At 73.8% G+C, this 20,429-nt stretch carries 9 protein-coding genes; all 9 read left to right on the top strand.

Annotated elements, in window-relative coordinates:
* Nucleotides 1-91 precede the first annotated feature (91 nt).
* From ACFYM6_RS21305 to ACFYM6_RS21265, 9 genes are read left to right on the top strand one after another with little or no spacing between them, the layout of a single operon-like run.
* Nucleotides 92-1,048 carry a class I SAM-dependent methyltransferase gene (locus ACFYM6_RS21305; protein WP_387277915.1) on the top strand — a complete coding sequence of 319 codons (957 nt, stop codon included), beginning with the start codon at nt 92-94 and terminating at the stop codon, nt 1,046-1,048.
* A 5-nt stretch (nt 1,049-1,053) separates the two neighbouring features.
* On the top strand, nt 1,054-3,678 hold the full coding sequence (locus ACFYM6_RS21300; protein WP_387278124.1) for an amino acid adenylation domain-containing protein: 2,625 nt from the start codon (nt 1,054-1,056) through the stop codon (nt 3,676-3,678).
* Nucleotides 3,659-4,834 (top strand): potassium transporter TrkA, encoded by a 1,176-nt coding sequence (locus ACFYM6_RS21295; RefSeq protein WP_387277914.1) that lies wholly within the window; start codon nt 3,659-3,661, stop codon nt 4,832-4,834. The genes ACFYM6_RS21300 and ACFYM6_RS21295 overlap by 20 nt, the downstream gene beginning before the upstream one ends.
* Nucleotides 4,825-6,186, top strand: coding sequence for a DUF6002 family protein (locus ACFYM6_RS21290; RefSeq protein WP_387277912.1), 1,362 nt, complete (start codon nt 4,825-4,827; stop codon nt 6,184-6,186). Before ACFYM6_RS21295 ends, ACFYM6_RS21290 begins: the two co-directional genes overlap by 10 nt.
* Nucleotides 6,180-8,552 carry a non-ribosomal peptide synthetase gene (locus ACFYM6_RS21285; RefSeq protein WP_387277910.1) on the top strand — a complete coding sequence of 791 codons (2,373 nt, stop codon included), beginning with the start codon at nt 6,180-6,182 and terminating at the stop codon, nt 8,550-8,552. The genes ACFYM6_RS21290 and ACFYM6_RS21285 overlap by 7 nt, the downstream gene beginning before the upstream one ends.
* Entirely contained in the window at nt 8,549-10,228 is a 1,680-nt protein-coding gene (locus ACFYM6_RS21280) for a beta-ketoacyl synthase N-terminal-like domain-containing protein (RefSeq protein ID WP_387277909.1), read from the top strand. Before ACFYM6_RS21285 ends, ACFYM6_RS21280 begins: the two co-directional genes overlap by 4 nt.
* Nucleotides 10,225-13,728 carry an amino acid adenylation domain-containing protein gene (locus ACFYM6_RS21275; RefSeq protein WP_387277908.1) on the top strand — a complete coding sequence of 1,168 codons (3,504 nt, stop codon included), beginning with the start codon at nt 10,225-10,227 and terminating at the stop codon, nt 13,726-13,728. Before ACFYM6_RS21280 ends, ACFYM6_RS21275 begins: the two co-directional genes overlap by 4 nt.
* A complete protein-coding gene (locus ACFYM6_RS21270; protein ID WP_387277906.1) occupies nt 13,725-16,040 on the top strand; it encodes a lantibiotic dehydratase in 2,316 nt (771 codons plus the stop codon). Before ACFYM6_RS21275 ends, ACFYM6_RS21270 begins: the two co-directional genes overlap by 4 nt.
* Nucleotides 16,037-20,401: an SDR family NAD(P)-dependent oxidoreductase gene (locus tag ACFYM6_RS21265; protein ID WP_387277904.1), complete on the top strand. Its 4,365-nt coding sequence runs from the start codon at nt 16,037-16,039 to the stop codon at nt 20,399-20,401. Before ACFYM6_RS21270 ends, ACFYM6_RS21265 begins: the two co-directional genes overlap by 4 nt.
* Nucleotides 20,402-20,429 lie beyond the last annotated feature (28 nt).

Genomic DNA, 20,429 nt, shown 5'->3' with positions numbered 1-20,429 from the left:
GCTGACGAGGCGGCAAACCGTTGCGTGCGCCGAGGTGCTCATGAGCCCGTCGTACTTGCCGTCCTTGTTTCTGCGTGAGTACTTGCATACGGTGGCGACCCTCCACCCCCAGCTGCGCGAGGTGCTTGATTTCGAGCGCCCGGGTGCGGCCGCGGCGCTGGCGGAGCTGGCCACCACGGTGAGCGAGTTCGACACCGACTCCACCGGCCGGGGCGACTCTTATCGCCGGGCCCAGCGCGACACCCTGGTGCGCTGGACCGGGATGCGGCAACTGCTGGAGCTGGCCGCTCCGGCCGGATCCGAGCCGGTCACCCTCATCCTGGACGTGCTCGGCGGCGACGGCACCGTAGCGCGCGCGGCGAGCAGCCAGTCCGCCTGCTTCGAGTCCAAGCTGGCGTTCATCACCGGCGACCTGTCCGGCCACATGGTCGACAAGGCGCTCGCGCACGGCCTGCCCGCCGTACGTCAGGCCGCGCACTTCTTGTTTCTGCGCGACGCCAGCCTGGACGCGGTGCTGCTCGCCTACGGAACGCATCACATCCCGGCACACCAGCGGCCGCTGGCGGTGGGGGAGGCGGCCCGGGTGGTCCGCCCCGGTGGCCGGATCGTGCTGCACGACTTCGACGAGTCGAGCCCGATGGCCGGATTCTTCGGTGAGGTGGTGCATTCGCACGCCTCCGGTGGCCACGACTACCAGCATTTCAGCCGGGAGGAACTGGCCAGCCTGTTCGCCCAGGCCGATCTGCCGGTGCGCATCGTCGACCTCTATGACCCGCTGATCGTGCGCGCTGACACCGCCCAGTCCGCGTGCGCTCGGATTCGCGACTATGTCGGCGACATGTACGGGGTACGGGAGTTTTTCGCGACGCTGAGCGATGACGAGGTGTGGCGGTTGCTGACGCACCACTTCGACCACACCGGCTACCTGGCCGCGCTCGGCGGCCGTGACGGCATCCCGGCGCGGCCGGTGGTCTACCGGGCCGACGGGCAGTTCGTCGCCGAGGTGCCCCGGATGGCGATCGTCGCGGTCGCGACAAGGACGGCGTGACCTCCATGTCCAGCCCGCGCTACCTGCTCGATCTGGTACACCGGCCCTCGGGCGCCGACGCCGACCGGCCCGCGATCGTCGCCCCCGACGGTGAGCTGAGCTACGCACAGCTGTGGGAGCGGATCGGCGCGACGGCCGAACTGCTGCGCCGGGCCGGGATCAGGCCGGGTGACCTGGTCGGCCTCTACCTGCACCGGTCCGCCGACTACGTGACGTCGCTGCTGGCGACGCTCACGGTGGGCGCGGTCGCGGTGCCGGTCGATCCCGAGCTGCCCTCCGGCCGGGCCGAGCAGATGCTCGCCATAGCCGCACCCCGGCTCGTCCTGTACGCGGACCGGCCCGCTACCGTCGCCGCGCTGGCGGGCACTCGCTGGCGCGATGTGCGTACCGCCAAGGCGGCGGCGGGAACCGATCTGCGGGATCGCGCGGGCTGGCTGCCGCCGGGGGAGCAGGCCGCGCTGGTGTTGTTCACCTCGGGTTCCACCGGCCAGCCGAAGGGTGTCGTGCTGCACCACGCCGGGCTGGTCAACCGGCTGGCCTGGGGCCACGACTGGTTCGGGTTCGCCGCCGACGACCGGGTGCTGCACAAGGCGTCGATCGGGTTCGACGCGTCGGTGCACGAGATCTTCTCCCCGCTCATCGCGGGGGGCACCCTGGTCATCGCGGGGCCGGGCCTGCAATTCGACAGTCTCGGCCTGGTCCGGCTGATCCAGCGGGAAGCCGTCACTACCGCGCATTTCGTGCCGACCATGCTGCGGCACGTGCTCGACGAGCCGGAACTCGCCGGATGCGTCACGTTGCGGCGGGTGCTGTGCGGCGGTGAGGCGCTGGACATGCAGCTGGTCCGGCGGTGGCGTGAGGCGCTGCCGTGCGGGCTGTTCAACGGGTACGGCCCGAGCGAGACCTCGATCAACGTGTCCTACTGGGACTGCTCTGAGGCGTACGCGGGCAGCATCGCCCCGGTCGGTCGGATCATCGGCGGGGTGTCGACGCGGGTGCTGGACGAGCAGTTCCGGCCGGTCGCCGACGGCGAGACCGGTGAGCTGTGGATCGGCGGGGTCGCGGTCGGCCTGGGCTACCTGCGCGACGACGAGCGGACGGCGGAACGTTTCCGGCCCGATCCGGCACAGCCGGGTGCCCGGCTCTACCGCACCGGTGACCTGGTGCGGGTCGCGCCGGCGGGTTTCCTGGAGTTCCGGGGCCGGGTTGACGACCAGGTCAAGATCCGGGGCATCCGGGTGGAGCCGGGCGAGGTCGCCGCGATGCTGCGCAAGCATCCCGCCGTGCACGACGCGGTGGTCGTGGCCGTGCCGGACGAGGATTCCGGGCCGCGCCTGGTCGGGTACGTGGTGCCGCAGCCCCGGCGGGCCCCGGCGATCGGCGGGCTGCCCCGGTTCCGTCTGCCCAACGGCATGGCGGTGACGGCGGCGTCGCCGGACGAGGCGGTCTTCCTCTACCGGCAGATCTTCGACCATGCGGAGTATTCGCGGTTCGGCGTACGCCTTGGTGACGGTGCGGTCGTTGTCGATGTGGGCGCCAATATCGGCCTGTTCTCGCTCTGGGCGACGCGGCAGGCGCGCGACGTGCACCTGATCGCGGTCGAGCCGAACCCGGACACGCTGCCTTACCTTCGGGCCAACCTCAGCCTCTACGCCGAGTCCGCAACCATCGTGGAGGCTGCGGTGACCGATGCGGCGGGCACGGCCGAGCTGATCTCGTTTCCCGAGCTGAGCTACCTGTCCGGCCTGGGCGCCGACCGGGTCGAAGCCGCATCGGACCTGGTCCGGTCGCATTACCGGCAGGGCGGCGGCGACGCCGACGACGCCGAGCAGGCCGCGCTGCTGGCCGACGCGCACCGGCGCCTGACCGCGGTGGCGCACGTGGTGCCGACGGTGACCCTGTCCGAGCTGCTGGACCGGTTCGGGCTGGACCGGGTTGACCTGCTGAAGGTCAACACCGAGGGCGCCGAGCTGAGTGTGCTGCGTGGCCTACGCCCGGAGCACTGGCCCCGTATCGGCCAGGTGTGCCTGGAGGTCGAGCGCAGCAGCGTGACCGCGCCGCAGGTGCGCGATCTGCTGTCGGCGGCCGGGTTCGAGGTGCACGAGATCGGTGACTGGAACGTCGGCGCGGACGCCGATGTCAGCTACATCTACGCGATGCGGCCGCACGAGCAGCCGAAGACGGCCTCGCCCTGGGACGAGCCCGCCGACCAGCTGCTGACGCCCGGGCTGCTCCAGGGATACCTGGCGTCGGTGCTGCCGCCCGCGATGCACCCGGACCAGCTCGTCTTCGTCGACAGCCTGCCCCGCCTGCCCAACGGCAAGGTGGCCCGGCTGGAGCTGCCGCCGCCACCCCGCGGGCACGCGGAAGCGGCCCTGGAGCAGGGCAGCGGCCTCGCCGACCGGCTGCGCGAGGCGTGGCGGGTCACGCTCGGCGTCGATGCCGTCCATGACGACGACAACTTCCTCGCCCTCGGCGGGCACTCGCTGACCGCGCTGCGGGTGGCGCACCGGGTGCGCGACATGGCCGACCTGGAGGTGTCCCCGGCGAGCTGCCTGCGCGCTAGGTCCTTCGCCGACTGGTTGGCCCGGGTCACGGACGCGAGACGCGATGTCAGCCCCCCTCGATAACGCGCCGCGGCACGTCGTCGTGGTCGGCAGCGGCCAGCTCGCCCGCTCGCTGTGCGATTCCCTGGCCTCCATTCAAACCCCCCAGCCGGTACGCGTGACCGTGCTGGCCCGCGACCTGGCCGCCGCCCTCGGCGCGGCCCGGGGCGCGCAGGTGCGCGCCACGGTCGCCGGGACCAGGGTCAGCTTCACCGCCCAGCCGTTCACCGCCGAACCGTCCACCGACCCCGGCGACGGGTACGCCGCCGACGCCGCGTCGATGGCCCGGCTCCGCCCTGACGTGCTGGTCTGCGCCGCGTCGCCCCAGTCGCCATACGAGCGGGTGCACGCGCCGTCGGCCTGGACGGAGTTGGTCGCCACGGCCGGCTTCGGGGTGACGCTGGCGTTGCAGGCCGAGCTGGTGTCCCGGCTGGCCGCCGCGCTGGCCAGCGGCACACCGGACGCGTTGCTGGTCAACGGCTGCTTCCCGGACGCGGTCAACCCGCTGCTGGCAGCGCTGAATCTGCCCGTGCTGTGCGGCATCGGCAACGTGGCGACCCTGGCCGCGTGTCTGGACGCCGCGCTGGGCCGTCCCGGGCCGCGGCGGCTGGCGGTGCTCGGCCACCATGCCCACCTCGCCGCGCCCGGCACGGACAGCACCGGGGACGACACCGCCGAGGTACGCGCCTGGCTGGACGGCCTGCCCGTCCCGGACGTCACCGGGCTGCTGGCCGGCTACCGTGCCCTGCCCCGGCCGCAGCTGAACGCGCTGGCCGGACATGCCGCTGCCGCCCTGGTGGCGGGGCTCGCCGCCGACGCGGGTGAGGTCGTGGCCAGCCTGCCCGGGCCGCTGGGGCTGCCGGGCGGCTACCCGGTCCGGCTCAGCGGTGGCCGGGCCGAGCTGCGGCTGCCACCCGAGCTCAGCGCGGCGCAGGCCGTCGCCTGGAACACCGCCGCCGGGCACCGTGACGGCGTCGAGGTCAGCGACGGCCACGTGCGCTATCCGGAGCGTGCCCGGGCAGCGCTGTCGGCGTACCAGCCGGAACTGGCCGAAGGCTGGCCCGTGACCGAACTGCCTGAGGTCTTCGCCCGGTTCATCGCCCTGCGCGACCATCTGCGAACGGCGCCACCGACGCCGGCGCATGCCCCCCGTGTGTTGGAGGACTCCCCATGTCCGTGACCGCCCCGACCACACGCAACCTGATCACCGACTATTACGACGTCATCGCGTCAGCGGTGGATCAGTGCGGCGCCGTCCCCGGTGGCCCTGCCGGAACGCCCGGCTTCGCGCCCGGCTTCGACCTGCCCGAGCTGACCCCGGCGGTGCGCGAGTACTACGCCGCCGCCACCGCGAGCTGGTCCCAGCTGGGCGAATACGGCGGGCACCACCTCCAGCTGCTCGACCTGACAGCGAACCCGGGTACCCAGACCACCAAGACGTTCGCGTCGATGGTGATCGTCGCCCGCGCGGTGGAATACGTCCGGCGCACCGGAACCCGGCTGTGCATCTTCACGCCGACCTCCGGCAACAAGGGCGTCGCGCTGCGCGACTCGGTGGCCCGTGCCTACGCGGCCGGGCTGGTGACGCCGGAGCAGCTGTCCATCGTGGTGCTGGCACCGCAGTCGACCCGGCACAAGTTCCGCCACGACGCGCTGGCCGCCGACCCGCAGTCGCGCCAGGTCAACCCGCTGCTGCGGTACACCGGCAGCGACCCGGAGGGTGTCAAGGCGCTCGGCCGCGCGTTCGTCGACGAGTACGCCGCCACGATGCACGACAAGCACGGCGTCACGCTGTGGTACACCCTGGACCTGAAGAACTACCTGGTCGCGGACGCCGCCCGGGCCGCCTTCGAGGCTGACGTGGCCCCGGCCAGCGCCGCCCGGCCGCGCTGGCACGCGCACGCCGTCTCCAGCGCTTTCGGCCTGCTCGGCTACAACCTGGGCCGCGACGTGCTCGAAGCGGCGGGCAAGGCCAGCCCGGTCGACCGCCCCGGCTTCCTGCTCGTGCAGCACCTCGGTACGCCCGACATGGTGCTCAGCCTGCGCCACGGTTCGTTCGAGCGGGACAACTGCCCGGCCTACACGCTGGATGAGGGCGTGGGCGCCTGGACGCAGGACAAGGACGCGCACTTCCCGGCCGTCACCGATGACCCGGCCGAGGTGCTCGACCCCACCTTCTACACCCACCGCCCGGTGACCTCCCCGGCGATGAACGCGTTGATCGAGCGGCACGGCGGCGACGGCATCGTCGTGTCGCGGCGCGAATGCGCCCAGCGCTACCCGGTGGCCCGCGACTGGCTGGCCAACGCCGGGCTCGAGCTGCCCGCCGACCCCGAGCAGTTGCGGGAGTGGTCGATCGTGATGGCGCTGACCGGTGTCTGCAACGCCATCGACCGCGGCCTGGTGCCGGCCGGGCACGACATCGTGGTGCACGGCACCGGCAGCTACTCCAACGACTTCACCGTCGCCGACGCCGACGCCGAGGTGTCCACGGTCGCCGACGTCGTGGCGGCCGTCGTGAACAGATGGTGAGCCTGGCGTACTCCGGCAGCCCGCTCGGCCTGTCACCCGAGCGGGCTGCCTGGCTTGCCGCGCAGGCCCACGCCGCCGGGGTAACCCCGGCTGCGGTGGTCCTCACCGCGACCGCCCTGCTGGTACGCCGGTACACCGGCGCCCAGGTCGTGACGCTGCGGCACGGCGACGACCTGGTGGCGCTGGACCTGACCGCCGACGCCCCGATCCGTGAGCTGTGGCGGTCGGTGCGCCCGGCACCGCCGGGTTCCGCCGCCGACGCCAGCGTACAGTTGGGCCCTGACCTGGGCGAAGGCGCACTGTCGGGGCTGCCCGGTGACTACGCCGACGACCTGGGCGCCGACCTGGCCGAGTTCCTGTCCGCGCTGGACCCGGCCGCGTCGTCGGCCGACGTGCTGTCGTCGGCCCGCTACGAGCAGCGCCCGGCACCACAACTGGCTCGGCTGCACGGCGGCGACGGCACCGAAGCCGACCGTGTACGCGGTGACACGATCCCGTCCGCGTTCGCATCGGTCGTCGCCGCGTACCCGCAGCGGGTGGCGGTGCTGGCCGACGACGCGACCGTGACCTATCGCGAGCTCGGTGCCGCCGTGGCCGCGACCGCCGTGGCCCTGGCTGATCCGGGCAACGGCGGAGCGCCGCCTGCGCCGGTCGGGGTCCTGTGCCGCCATGGTGTCGCCACGATCACCGGCATCCTGGCGGTGCTGGCGTCGGGGTCGGCGTACGTGCCGCTGGACACCGTGTTCCCGGTGGTCCGGCTGGCCGGGATGCTGCGCGATGCCGGGGTGCAGGCCATCGTCACGGACCCCGAGCACGCGCGGCTCGCCGCCACGCTGGCCGCCGAAGCCGGGCTGCCGGAGCTGCCGATCGTGCACCTCCAGCCGGGCACCTCCCCGCCGGACCTGTCTGGGCTGCGGGGGCACGCGCGGCCGGACGACCCGGCGTACGTGCTTTACACCTCGGGGTCGACCGGGATGCCGAAGGGTGTGGTGCAGAGTCACCGCAACGTGCTGTTCGGCGTACGCAATCACGTGCGCAACTTCGCCATCCGGCCGGATGACCGCACCAGCGTGCTCACCTCGTTCGGCTACGACATGGCGGTCACCGACACGTTCAGCGCCCTGCTGTCCGGCGCCGCCGCCGTCCCCGTCGACGTTCGCGCACACGGCCTCGGCCACCTGAGCAATGCCCTCGCCGACCGGGGCGTCACGATCTACCACTCCACCCCGACCGTCTACCGATACCTGGTGGCGAGCCTGGGCGAGCGCGGGCGACTGCCGTCAATCCGTGCCGTCGTGCTCGGCGGCGAGGAGGTGACCAGGCACGACGTAACGCTGGCCCGGCGGTCGTTCGCGCCTGGTGTGGTGTTCGTCAACGGGTACGGCACCACCGAGATCAGCTTCGCCGCGCAGCACCACCTGCCGCCCGGTGCGGAGCTGGAGCAGGCCGTCGTGCCGATCGGGCACCCGCTGCCGGGCGTCGAGGTGGTGCTGGCCGACCCGGCCGGGCGCCCGACCTGCCTGACCGGCGAGGTGATCGTGCGTACACCGCACGTCGCGCTGGGGTACCTGGGCCTGCCGGAGCTCACGGCGGCCCGGTTCGTCGAGCACGGCGGGGTGCGGGCGTACCGGACCGGGGACATCGCGCGGCGGCGGCCCGACGGGATGCTGGTCTACCTGAGCCGCAGCGACCGGATGGTGAAGATCCGCGGCTATCGGGTGGAGCTGGGCGAGATCGAAGCCCACCTGGCCGGGTTGCCCGGGGTGGGCCAGGCGGCCGTGGTGGCCCGGCGCAGCGCGGCCGCGTCCGGCACCGGCGAGCACGAGATCCTCGCGTACGCGGTCCCGGCCGTGGGGGCGAGCATCGAGCCGGGACGGCTGCGGGAGCAGTTGGCGGCGGTGCTGCCAGACTTCATGATGCCCCGGGCTGTGGTGGCGGTGGCGGAGCTGCCGATGGGCCCGACCGGCAAGCTCGACCAGGCCGCCCTGCCCGATCCGGATGCCGAGGCCGTGCGAACCGTCCCAAGGACGGGCGGGCCGCCGTCGGGGCCGCTCGAGGAGACGATCGCGGCGATCTGGTGCGCGGTGCTGGGACTGCCCGCTGTGGACCGTCGGGTGAGCTTCTTCAAGTTGGGCGGGCATTCGCTCCAGCTCGCCCTGCTGCAGCGGCACCTGGAGGAACGCCTCGACCGGCGGGTGCCGCTGGCCCGGCTGATGGAGTTCCCGACGGTGGCGGCGCTGGCGGCACACCTGGCGGCGGCGGGCGCGGACGGCGTACCGGCGGATGGTCGTTTGGCGGCAGTCGGGAACCGGATGGCGCGGCGCAGAGCCGCGCGGGGCGGTGGCGGCGGGGAGGGCGAGACGTGAGCGAGGACGATCAGATCGCGGTGGTGGGCCTGTCCTGCCGGGTGCCCGGCGCGGACGACGCACCCGCCATGTGGCGAAACCTGCTGTCCGGGGTGGACTCGGTGCGCCGGTTGACCGCCGCCGAGGGCGCCCTCACCGACCCCGACTGGGTGCCGGTGTTCGGGCGGCTCGACGACCTGGACGGCTTCGACGCAGACCTGTTCGGCTATCCCGCCGAGCTGGCGGCGCTGCTCGATCCGCAGCACCGGCTGTTCCTCGAGGTCGCCTGGCGTGCCCTGGAGGACGCCGGGATCGATCCCGACCGCGACCCGGCCCAGGTCGGCGTGTTCGCCGGCTGCGGCCCCAATCGCTACCTGCACCATCATCTGCTGGGTAATCCCGCTCTGCAGCCCGGCTTCGGTGGCCTAGCTGAGGACTGGGACGACGCGTTGACCGGCTCGGGCTGCGACTACCTGCCTACGCGCACCGCGTACGCGCTGGGGCTGGCGGGACCGGCCGTGGCGATCCAGACGGCCTGCTCGACGTCGCTGGTCGCGGTTTGTCAGGCGGCGCAGAGCCTGCTGGACTACCGGTGCGACGTGGCGATCGCGGGTGGCTCGGCGGTGGTCTCGACCCGGCAGGCCGGTTATCGCCTGCGGTCGGGCGGCCTGCTGGCCACGGACGGGGTGTGCCGCCCCTACGACGCGGCCGCGACCGGGCAGGTGTTCGGCAACGGTGCCGGTGCGGTGGTGCTCAAGCGCCTCGCCGAGGCGCGCGCCGACGGCGACAACGTCTACGCCGTCGTCCCGGGCTGGGCCGTGAACAACGACGGTGCCGACCGGCCCGGCTTCACCACTCCGGGCGTGGCGGGGCAGGCGGCGGTGCTGGCGGAGGCGCTGGCGTCGGTGGGCTGGGACGCGGCCGATGTGGGCTATCTGGAGGGCCATGGCACCGGTACCACGGTGGGGGACGCGATCGAGGTCGACGCCCTGACCCGGGTACGCCGCGGCAGCCGCAGCCCGCTGCTGCTCGGCTCGGTGAAGGGCAACCTCGGCAACCTCGACGCCGCCGCCGGCGTGATTTCCCTGATCAAGGCCGTGTACGCCGTCCACACCGGACAAGTGCCGGGGACGGCACACTTCACCGGCGCGCACGGCGACGTCGACCTCGCCGCGGCGGGCGCCGAGGTCAGCGCGCAGACCCGGCCGTGGGCCGGAAAGCGGCGGGCCGGGGTCAGCTCGTTCGGCCTCGGCGGCACCAACGCGCACGTGCTGGTGGAGCAGGCGCCCGGCGCGAACGACCATGCCAAGTCGGAAAGCCCTGGCGGCGAGCCTGGACAAGAATGCCGCGATCGGGTGGTGCTGGGGCTGTCGGCGGGCAGCCCGGCGGCGCTGCGGGAACTGGCCCGGCGGCTGGCCGAGCGGCTGGCCGTGGGTGACCTCGCCGTGGCGGATGTGGCGCACACGCTGGCCGTGGGACGGCGGCGACTACCGCACCGGGGTGCAGTCGGGTGCACCGACGCCGAGGAGGCGGTGGGGCAGTTGACCGCGCTCGCGCAGGGTGGACCGGTGGCCGACGACGCCGGTGCCCGCTCCTGGCTGGACGGTGGCGAACTGCCCGTGGTGCCGGGGCGGCGGGTTCCGCTGCCCGGCTATCCGTTCCAGCGGACCAGACACTGGATCGAGGCAGTGCGATGACCAGCCCCCATCTGCCCTACCCCGAGCTGTGCCTGCCCGACCTGGTCGCCGGGCACGCCCAGCGGCGTCCCGACGCGCCCGCGGTCGTGCAGGGTGACCTGACACTGAGCTACGGCGACCTCGTCGGCCGGGCCAGCGCCCTCGCCGCGTCGCTGCGCGCTCACCGCATCGCCCCGGACGACCTCGTCGGTGTCTGCGTGGATCGCCGCCCGGACCTGGTGGTCGCCCTGCTCGGCGTGCAAGCGGCGGGCGCGGGGTATGTCCCGCTCGACCCGGCGCTGCCGCCGCAGCGGCTGCGCGAACTGGCCGCCGAGGCCCGCCTTCACGTCATCGTGGGTACGCCCACCACCGCGCCCGAAGCCTTCGGCGACCTGACCATGCTGGGCGTACCAGCCGAAACGGCGCCCTGGCAGCCGGCGCCCGCGACGCTGTCCACCACGGCGTACGCGATGTTCACGTCAGGGTCGACCGGGCAGCCCAAGGGTGCGGTGATCGAGCACCGGGCGCTGACCGAGAAGGTTATCAACATCGCCGACTTCGCCAACTTCGGCGAGGTGACCCGGTGCCTGGCCTTCGCCTCGATCGGGTTCGACGCGTCGGTGGCCGACATGCTCGCTCCGCTCGCCGCCGGGGGCACGGTCGTGCTGGCCGGCGACCCCGAACGGGCCGACCCGACCCGGCTCTACCGGGTGTGCGCCGCACAGGACGTCGACGTCGTGGTGCTGCCGCCGCCGATCCTGCCGTTGCTGGACCCGGCCCGGCTGCCCGGCGTACGGCTGGTGATGACCGGTGGGGAAGCGACCGGCCCGGAGCAGGTCGGCCGGTGGACCGAGGGGGGCCGCCGGTTCATCAGCGTCTACGGCCCGACCGAGGCGACGGTGCTGGTGACCTGGTTCGAGGGCAGCGGCATCTGGACCCGGCCCATCCCGATCGGCAAGCCCGCCGCCAACCACCGCATCCACCTCGTCGACGACAGCCTGCGCGAGGTCGGTCCCGGTGAGATCGGCGAGGTGCTGGCCGGTGGGCCAGGGCTCGGCCGCGGGTACCTGTTCGACCCCGCGCTCACAGCGGAGCGGTTCATCCCGGATCCGTTCACCGAGCAGCCCGGGAGGCGGCTCTACCGCACCGGTGATCTGGCCCGATGGTTGCCGGACGGGAGCCTGGAATTCCTCGGCCGGGCCGACCGGCAGGTCAAGATCCGGGGACAGCGGATCGAGCTCGGCGAGGTGGAGGCGGTGCTGCGCCGCCACCCTGAGGTGGGCAACGCCAGCGTCCAGGCGCGCGGCGGCCCCGGCGGCCAGGAACTCGTCGCGTACGTGGCGACCGGCCTGGACGTGGCGGACCTGCGCGCCTACTGCGCGCGGCTGCTGCCGCCCGCGGCCGTCCCGGCGCGGATGTTCACCACGGCCGCGCTGCCGATCACCATCAACGGCAAGATCGACACCGAGCGGCTGGCCGCACTCACCGCCGCCGAACCCGCCCCGGCACCGCAGGGCGAGGCACCGGCCACCGACACCGAGCGCCTGATCGCGCAGGCCTGGGCGGTGCTGCTGGACGAGCCGGCCGTTGGCCGCGACGCCGACTTCTTCGACCACGGTGGGCACTCGATCACCGCGATGCGGCTGGTCGCCGACCTGCGGGAGCGGCTGGGCCGAGACATCGCGATCGAAGACGTGCTGATCGGGCGTACGCTGCGGGGCATCGCCGCCCGCGCCGACGCCGCCGCCGAGGCCAGCGCGGCCACCGTCGCCCGGGGCCGTCCGCCGGCCCTGTCCCCGGCGCAGCAGCGGCTGTGGTTCCTCGACCGCTACTTCCACACCGCCGCGTCGGCCTACAACGTGGCCTTCGCCGAACGGCTAACCGGCCCCCTCGACATCGCGGCCCTGGCCGCGGCGCTCACCGCCGTCGCGGACCGCCAGCAGATCCTGCGCTGGCGCATCCCGGACACCGACGGCGTCCCGTACGCCGTGGCCGACCCGCCCGCGCCGGTGCCGTTGCCCGTGCGCGAACTGGCCCCGGGCGCGGACCTCGCCACACACCTCGCGGCGGGTGCAGCGACACCGTTCACGCTGGCCACCGACACGCTGTGGCGGGCCGAACTGATCCGGACCGGCGCCGCCGAGCACGTGCTGGCCGTCTACGCCCACCACGCCGTGTTCGACGGCTGGTCCCAGTCGCTGTTCTACGCCGACCTCGCCACCGCCTACCGCGCCGCGCTCGGTGACGGGGCGCCGCTGCCGCCACTGCCCGCCACCTACGGCGACTATGTCGCGTGGCGCGCCGACCGCTCCCGGCGACGCGCCGAGCAGGACCTCAACTGGTGGCTGGAGCACCTGACCGGCGTACCCGTCGTGGTGGAACTGCCCGGGCGACGAGACCGGCCCGCCGAACAGACCTTCACCAGCGCGACCGTGACCACCCGGCTGGACCGGGCCGCGACCGCCGCCCTCACCGACCTCGCCGCCGGGCTCGGCGCGACCCCGGCCGCCGCCGTGCTGGCCGCGTTCGCGCTGGTGCTGGCCCGCCGCACCGGCCACCCGGACCTGGTCATCGGCACGCCCACGGTGGACCGGCGAGCCACCGACTTCGAGCAGATGGTCGGATTCTTCATCGAGATTGCACCGCTGCGGCTGCGTCAGGCCCCCGACGCGGGCTTCGCCGAGCATGTACGCGCCGCGTGGGAGGAACTCCTCGCCGCGCTCGCGCACCCGGAAGCGCCGGTGGAACGCATCGTCGGCGGGCTCGGCCTCGGCGGCCTGCTGGACCGCAGCCCGCTGGTGCAGGTGCTGTTCAACATGTACACCTTCGACGAGCCGAAGCTGGACCTGGCCGGGCTCGGCAGCGAACCGGTGCCGGTGCCCGCGCCCGGGTCGCCGTTCGACCTCACCCTCTACGGCGTGAGCAGGGACGGGCAGCTGCGAGTGGAGATCGTCTTCAACCCGGATGTCTACGGCACCGGCCTGATGGCGGCCGTGCTCGGCGAGGTCGAACAGATGCTGCGGGCCGGAGCCGCCGATCCGCAGCAACCCGTGTCACAGCTGCCCGACTGGACGGCCATCCCGGCCGGGACGCCGGGCCACGCGACCCGGGCCGCCCGGGTCAAGCGGGCCGTGGGCCGGTCGGGCGCGATCACCGAACGCCCGGCCACCCCCACCGAACGCCAGATCGCATCGGTCTGGTGCAACGTGCTCGGCGTACCAGAGGTCGCGGCGACGGACAGCTTCTTCGACGTCGGCGGTGGCTCATTGGCCGTCGCCGTCGTGCAGCGGCAGCTCAACCGGCTGCTCGGCACGAACCTGCGGCTGGTGGACCTGTTCCGCCATCCGACCGTCCGCACGCTCGCCACGCACTTGGACAGCACCCGAGCGTCCACGGAATCACCTGGTGACAGCGCCGAGGACGCGGCGGTGGAACGGGCCACGCGCCGCGGTGCCGTCCGCCTGCAGCGCACCCGGCGCCGCCCGACCGGCGAGCCCGCCATGGAGGAGGATCCGGCGTGACGCACCTGGTCCCACTCGGCGACACCGGCTGGTCGGTCTGGCGTGACGTGCTGCTGCGCAGCGCCGGGTTCCCCGCCGACGGGCTGGACCGCTTCGCCGCACCGGACTGCGCCGACGCCGCCGACCGGCACCTCGCCGGTGACCTCGACGCGCCGGCGTTCACGGCCGCGTACGCGCACGCCACCCGGGCATCCTCGGCGGCGGTGTGCGAGATCGCCGCCGACCCGCTGTTCCGTGAGGCCGTGACCTGGCAGAACCCGGACGTCCTGGTGGCGCTCGACGGGCTGGTCAAGGACGGCCCGGACGGGCCACGCAACGTCCGCCGCCGGGGCCGGGAGAACGTCGTCGCCGGGTACTGGCAGCGCTATGTCGCCAAGTGCGAAACCATCGGCTTCTTCGGGCCGGTGTGCTGGGGCACCGTCGAACCCGGCCCGGCCACCATCACCACCAAGCCCGGCCCCGGCCTGCTCCGCCAGCGCTCCGTCTACCTCGAATACTGGGCCCTGTCCGCGTACTCGGACAGACTGGCGGCAGACCCGCGGGTGCGGGCGTGGCTGGCCCCGGCCCTGGCGCCGCACGCCTGGTTGGACGGGCGGGTCGTGCACCGGCCCGCCCAGCGCCCGACGCCGGTGTCGCTGACCGAGTCGATCGCGCTGGCATCGTGCGACGGCAGCCGCCCCGCGCGGGAGATCGTCGACGACCTGGTTCGCGACGAGCAGGCCGGCGTACGCCGGACCGAGGAAGGGTTCCTGCTGCTGGCGCACCTGGCCGAACGGGGCCTGCTGCGCTGGGACTTCGACCTGCCGCAGGGCTTCGCTGCAGAGGCGCGCCTGCGCGAGCGGATCGACGCCATCGGCGACCCGGCACTTCGGGAAAACGCCCTGGCCGGGCTGAATCGGCTGACCGGAGCCCGGAGCAGGGTCGCCGACGCCGCCGGTGACCCCACCGCGCTGGCCGACGCAATGTCCGCATTGGACGCCGAGTTCACCGACCTGACCGGGTTGCCGCCGCGCCGGCGGGCCGGGCAGAACTACGCCGGGCGGGCACTGTGCCACGAGGAGACCGCCCGCGACGTGGAGTTCACGGTCGGCACCGGCCTGCTCGACTCCCTGGCCCCGGCACTGGCCCTGCCGCTGCAGGCGGCCCGCTGGCTCACCGCCGAACTGGCCACAGCGTACGGCGACGCGCTGCGCGACCTGTACGCCGAGTTGAGCGGCGACGGACCGGTCCGGCTCGGCGACCTGTGGTTCTTCGCCCAGGGTCCGCTGTTCGGGCCCGGCGACCGGCCCGTCGATCGGGTCGCGCACGAATTCGCCTCCCGCTGGGAACGGGTACTCCGGCTCGCCGACCTGCCCGCCGACACCACGCGACTGCAGGTCAGCTCGGCCGAGCTGGCGCCCCGGGTGGCCGAGCAGTTCCCGGCGACCCGTCCCGGCTGGAGTGCGGGCCGGGTGCACAGCCCGGACCTGCAGATCTTCGCGGAGTCACCGCAGGCGCTGGCCGACGGCGAGTTCGCAGCGGTGCTCGGTGAGCTGCACGCGGCGTACACGACGTTCAACGCCGAACTGTTCACGCACTGCCATCCCGACCTCGACCGGCTGCGGCACGCGTACGCGGCGGACCTGGGCTCGGGACGGCTGCGCCCGATCTACCCGGTCGAATTCCCCCGGGTCGGCGGCCGGTTGTCGCCGTCGCTGTTCGGGCCGGGCGACCACCAGCTCGCGTTCGCCGACGCACCGGGGGCCGGGCGGGACCGCCTCGTGCCGGCCAACGCCGCCCTGGTGTCCGAAGCGGACGGTGCCCTGGTGGCGACCGGGCCCGACGGCACCCGCTGGCCGCTGGTCGAGGTGTTCTCCGACCTGATCGCGGTGCACGCCGCCGACGCGTTCAAGCTGATGACCGAACGCCCACACAGCCCCCGGGTCACCGTGGACAAACTGGTGCTGGCCCGGGAGACGTGGCGCACCACGGTCGGGCAGACCGGCCTGACCAGCGCCATCGACCAGGCACAGCGCTACCTCGCGGTACGCCGGTGGCGAGCCGCGCTGGGCCTGCCGGAGCGGGTCTTCATCCGGGTGGCCACCGAACTCAAACCCACATACGTCGACCTGACCAGCCCGCTCTACGCCAACCGGCTGTGCCTGCTGCTGCGGGCGGCACACCAGGCGGGCGGCAACGACGTGCCGGTGACGGTGTCGGAGCTGCTGCCCGGGCTGCCGCAGGCGTGGCTGCCCGACGGCCAAGGCCACCACTATGCCAGCGAGCTGCGCCTGCACATCAGCGATTCGGCCGAGCCAGAGGGAATGCCGTGACGAACGAGACAGTGGAGCCGATCGCGATCGTCGGGCTCAGCCTGCGCGTACCCGGGGCGTCGTCGGCGGAGGAGTACTGGCGCAACCTGGTCGACGGCACCGAGTCGTTCACCCGGTTCAGCCGGGCTGAGCTGCTGGCGCGCGGGGTCGGCGAGGACGAACTCGACGATCCGGCGTACGTGCCGGTGGCGGCGGTGCTCGACCAGTTCGACCATTTCGACGCGGGTCTGTTCGGCATGAGCCCGCGCGACGCGGAGCTGGCCGACCCGCAGCAGCGGCTGTTCCTGGAGCACGCGCACGCCGCTCTGATCGACGCGGGCTGCGACCCGGCCCGCTACGGCGGCGAGATCGGCGTCTACGCGGGCAGCAACGCCGACCTCTACCAGTGGCTCAACGTCCGGCGGAACCCGCAGGCGCTGGCGGGCGCGGGTGAGCTGCGGGTGTCGCTGGGCAACAAGCCCGACTACCTGGCCAGCACCGTGTCGTTCCGGCTCAACCTGCGCGGCCCGGCGATGACCGTGCAGACCGCCTGCTCGTCGTCGCTGGTGGCGATACACCTGGCCAGCGAGGCGCTGCGCAACGGCGAGTGCGACACGGCGCTTGCCGGCGGGGTGTGCGTGGAGCTGCCGCACGCCGTCGGGTACGTCGCCGACGACGGGTACACCTCCGCCGACGGGCACTGCCGCCCGTTCGACGCGCAGGCCAACGGCACCGTCTACGGCAGCGGCGTCGGGGTCGTCGTGCTCAAGCGGCTGTCCGACGCCCTCGCCGACGGAGACGACATCCGGGCCCTGATCATCGGCAACGCGGTCAACAACGACGGCATGACCAAGGCGAGCTTCACCGCGCCCAGCGTCAATGGCCAGTTGGAGGTCGTCGTGCAGGCCCTCGCGGTCGCCGGCGTCGCCCCGCGCTCGGTCAGCTACGTGGAGGCGCACGGCACCGGCACGGTCCTCGGCGACTCGATCGAGATCGCGGCGCTGACGGCGGCCTACGGGCGGCGCACCACCGAGCGAGGCTGGTGCGGGGTCGGCTCGACCAAGGCCAACATCGGCCACCTCAGCGCGGCCGGTGGCGTGATCGGCCTGATCAAGACCGTGCTGTCGATGCAACACCGGCTCATCCCGCCCAGCATCAACCACGACCGGCCGCACCCGGAGATCGACTTCGAGGCGAGCCCGTTCTACGTGGTGTCGACGCTGACCAAATGGGAGCCCGAGGAACAGCGGCCGCTGCGGGCCGGGGTGAGCTCGCTCGGCCTCGGCGGCACCAACGCCCACCTGGTGCTCCAGCAGGCACCGCCTCCCGCACCCGCCACGGCACCGCATCACGGCGGCGGCGAGCTGATCCAGGTGTCCGCCGCGACCCCGGCCGCGCTGGCGGCGGCGTGCGCCCAGGTGGCCACCCGGCTCACCGACCGGCCCGAGCTTCCGCTGCGCGATGTGGCGTACACCTTGCGGGAGGGACGGCCGGTCCATCAGCACCGGGCCGCCGTCGTCGCCGTGGACCCGGCCCAGGCGGCCGCGGCGCTGGCCGACCCGAAGCGTCGAGCCAGCGGGGACGCCGCCACGGCGCCCCGGGTGGGCCTGCTCTTCCCCGGCCAAGGCTCGCAACACCCCGGCATGGGCGCGCGCCTCGCCGCAACCGAGCCGGTGTTCGCGGCCGCCGTCGACGAATGCGCCCGGATCCTCGGCTGGGACCCGCACGAGCTGATCTTCAGCACGAAACCCGGTGCCGACGAGCGACTGGCCGAACCCCCGGTGCTGCAACCCGCCCTGTTCACCGTCGAATACGCCACCGCGATGCTGTGGCGACACTGGGGTGTCACACCCGCCGCGATGATCGGCCACTCCATCGGTGAGCTGGTGGCGGCGACCGTGGCCGGGGTCTTCGACCTGCCCGACGCGCTGCGGCTCGCGGCTGCCCGGGGCCGGCTGGTCCAGGCCGCGCCGCAGGGCCGCATGCTCGCCGTGCAGCGCGGCGCCGACGAGATCTCGCCCCTGCTGCCCGCCGGGGTCGCCGTGGCGATCAGCAACGGACCCCACACCTGCGTGCTGGCCGGCGCACCAGAGCCGGTGACCGCCTTCGCCAACACGCTGCGCGAACGCGGCGTCAGCTGCACGCTGCTGCGGTCGCCGTACGCGATGCACGTGCCGCTGCTGGACCCGCTGCGCGACGAGTTCGCGGCACTGGTGGCGGCGGTGCCGCGCCGGGCGCCGAGCCTACCGGTGTGGTCGGCCGCGACCGCCGCACCCTTCACCGACGGGCAGATCACCGATCCGGCGTACTGGGGGGAGCAGCTGTGCCGGCCGGTGCGGTTCGGGGCCACGGTGGCAGGGCTCGCCGCGACGGGTGCCGCCGACGAGTGGCTGCTGCTGGAGTGCGGTCCCGGCCGCCAACTCGCCGGGCTCGCCCGGCTCAGCCTGCCGCAGGGGGCCAGGGCGCCGCTGCGGACGCTGCCCACGCCGGGGGAGAAGCTGACCGACCGGCAGACCGCCTACGATGCGGCGGGCCGGTTGTGGACGACCGGGGTCCCCGTACGCCTGCCCACGCCCGGCAAGCCACGCCTGGTGCCCCTGCCCGGGTACCCGTACCAGCGGACCCGGCACTGGATCTCCCCGGCGCCGGTGGCCGCACCTGCCGAACCGGCCGCCGACCGCCGCTACGACGACGGGGTCGTCGAGGTGCCGGTCTGGCACCAACTGCCCGCCACGGCACCCGCCGAGGCGCCCGGTCAGCTGCTGCTCTTCGCGGCCGGGGAGCGCGGAACGGCCCTCGCGGCCCGGCTGCGTGAGCGCGGCACCGACGTCACCGTGGTCCGCCCTGGGGCTGCCTTCGCCGTCCGCCCGAGCGGCTACCAGCTGCGTGCGACCAACGCCGCCGACTATCAGCGGCTGCTCGACGAGTGCGCCGACGACGCTCGGGCCGCCCGGATCGTGCACGCGTGGGCGCTGGACGGCGACCCGGCCGGCTCCGATGTGGATGCCGTGTCGGCGGCCCAGGAACACGGGTATTACGCGCTGCTGACGCTGCTGGACGCGCTGCCGGCCGCCGGCGTGGAGCTCGACGTGGTCACCGCCGGAGTGGCCGACGTGACCGGGGCCGACCTGGTGCGCCCGGAGCACGCCACGGTGGCCGGGGTGGTGCGCTCGGTGCCGCTGGAACGCCCGCAGGTGCGCTGTCACTGGGTCGACGCCGACCCGGGCGACTTCGGCGTGGACGCGGTGGTGGACGAACTGCTCGGCACCGAGCGGGCCGAGACGGTCGCGCTGCGGCTGGGCGGGCGCCGCTGGACCCGCGATTTCGCTCCGGTCCGGCCGGCTGGCCGTACCACCTCCGGGTTGGGTATCCGCGACGGCGGGCGTTACCTGATCACGGGCGGGCTGGGCCGGGTCGGCGGCGCGTTCGCCGCCGAGCTGGCCCGGCGTGGCGCGCAGCTGGTGCTGGTCAGCCGCACCGCGCAGCCGCCGCTGGCCACGATCGAAGCCCTGAAGCAGGCGGGCGCCCGGGTGCGTCACCTCACCGCCGACGTGGCCAACGTAGCCACCATGCGGGCGGTACGCGCCGAAGTCCTGCGTGACCTCGGCGGCCTCGACGGCATCATCCACGCCGCGAAGCTGCCCGACACCGGCCTGTCCGCCGGGTCGCGGCTGGCCGAGGCGGCGGCGGAACTGCGGCCCAAGGTCACCGGCACGCTGGTGCTACGCGAGGTCTTCGGTGACCTGCCGCTCGACTTCGTGGCGCTGGCCTCGTCGGTGACCGCGCTCGCGGGTGGCCTGGGCCGGGCCGACGACACGGCCGCCAACGCGTTCCTCGACGCGTACGCGCGCAGCCCGCACGGCTGGCCGGCCCGCCTCGTGTCGCTGGCCTGGGGCGCGTGGCAGGAGGAGGGCGTGCCCGAACACGACGGGCTGCCCCCCGCGGCGGCCGTCGCCGCGTGGCAGCGGGTCCTCGCCGAGGGCCGCACCGGCTCGGTGGCGATCGGCGCCTACCCGGTGGCCGCGGTCGCGGGCCACGAGCGGCGACTCGGCTCGGCCGCCGCCACGGTGACCTCCACCGTGGCCGCCGCTGATGGCGACCTGACCGCCACCATCGCCCGGATCTGGGGTGACGTCCTCGGTGTCGCCGAGGTCAGCCCGCACGACAACTTCTTCCGACTGGGCGGCACATCCCTGGTGGCGGCGCAGCTGGTGCTGCGCATCCGCCAGGCCGTCGGCGCCCGGCTGTCCATGCGGGTGCTGTTCGACGCGCCGACCGTCGCCGCGATGGCCGCCCGGATCGAGTCGCTGCGCGGCGCCTCACCGGCCGCCGACGCGGAGGCACCCATCCCGCGCCTCCGCAGACCGGGGAAATCGGCATGACCGACTGCACCGCAGCGCAGCAAGGGCC

The organism is Micromonospora sp. NPDC006431, from assembly GCF_042870725.1.
Classification (GTDB): Bacteria; Actinomycetota; Actinomycetes; order Mycobacteriales; family Micromonosporaceae; genus Micromonospora.
This window is presented reverse-complemented; position numbering and strand designations above follow the sequence as displayed.

Coding starts and splice junctions, on each gene's coding strand:
- ACFYM6_RS21300 (WP_387278124.1), top strand. CDS start 1,054: ATGTCCAGCCCGCGCTACCTGCTCGATCTGGTACACCGGCCCTCGGGC.
- ACFYM6_RS21295 (WP_387277914.1), top strand. CDS start 3,659: ATGTCAGCCCCCCTCGATAACGCGCCGCGGCACGTCGTCGTGGTCGGC.
- ACFYM6_RS21290 (WP_387277912.1), top strand. CDS start 4,825: ATGTCCGTGACCGCCCCGACCACACGCAACCTGATCACCGACTATTAC.
- ACFYM6_RS21285 (WP_387277910.1), top strand. CDS start 6,180: ATGGTGAGCCTGGCGTACTCCGGCAGCCCGCTCGGCCTGTCACCCGAG.
- ACFYM6_RS21275 (WP_387277908.1), top strand. CDS start 10,225: ATGACCAGCCCCCATCTGCCCTACCCCGAGCTGTGCCTGCCCGACCTG.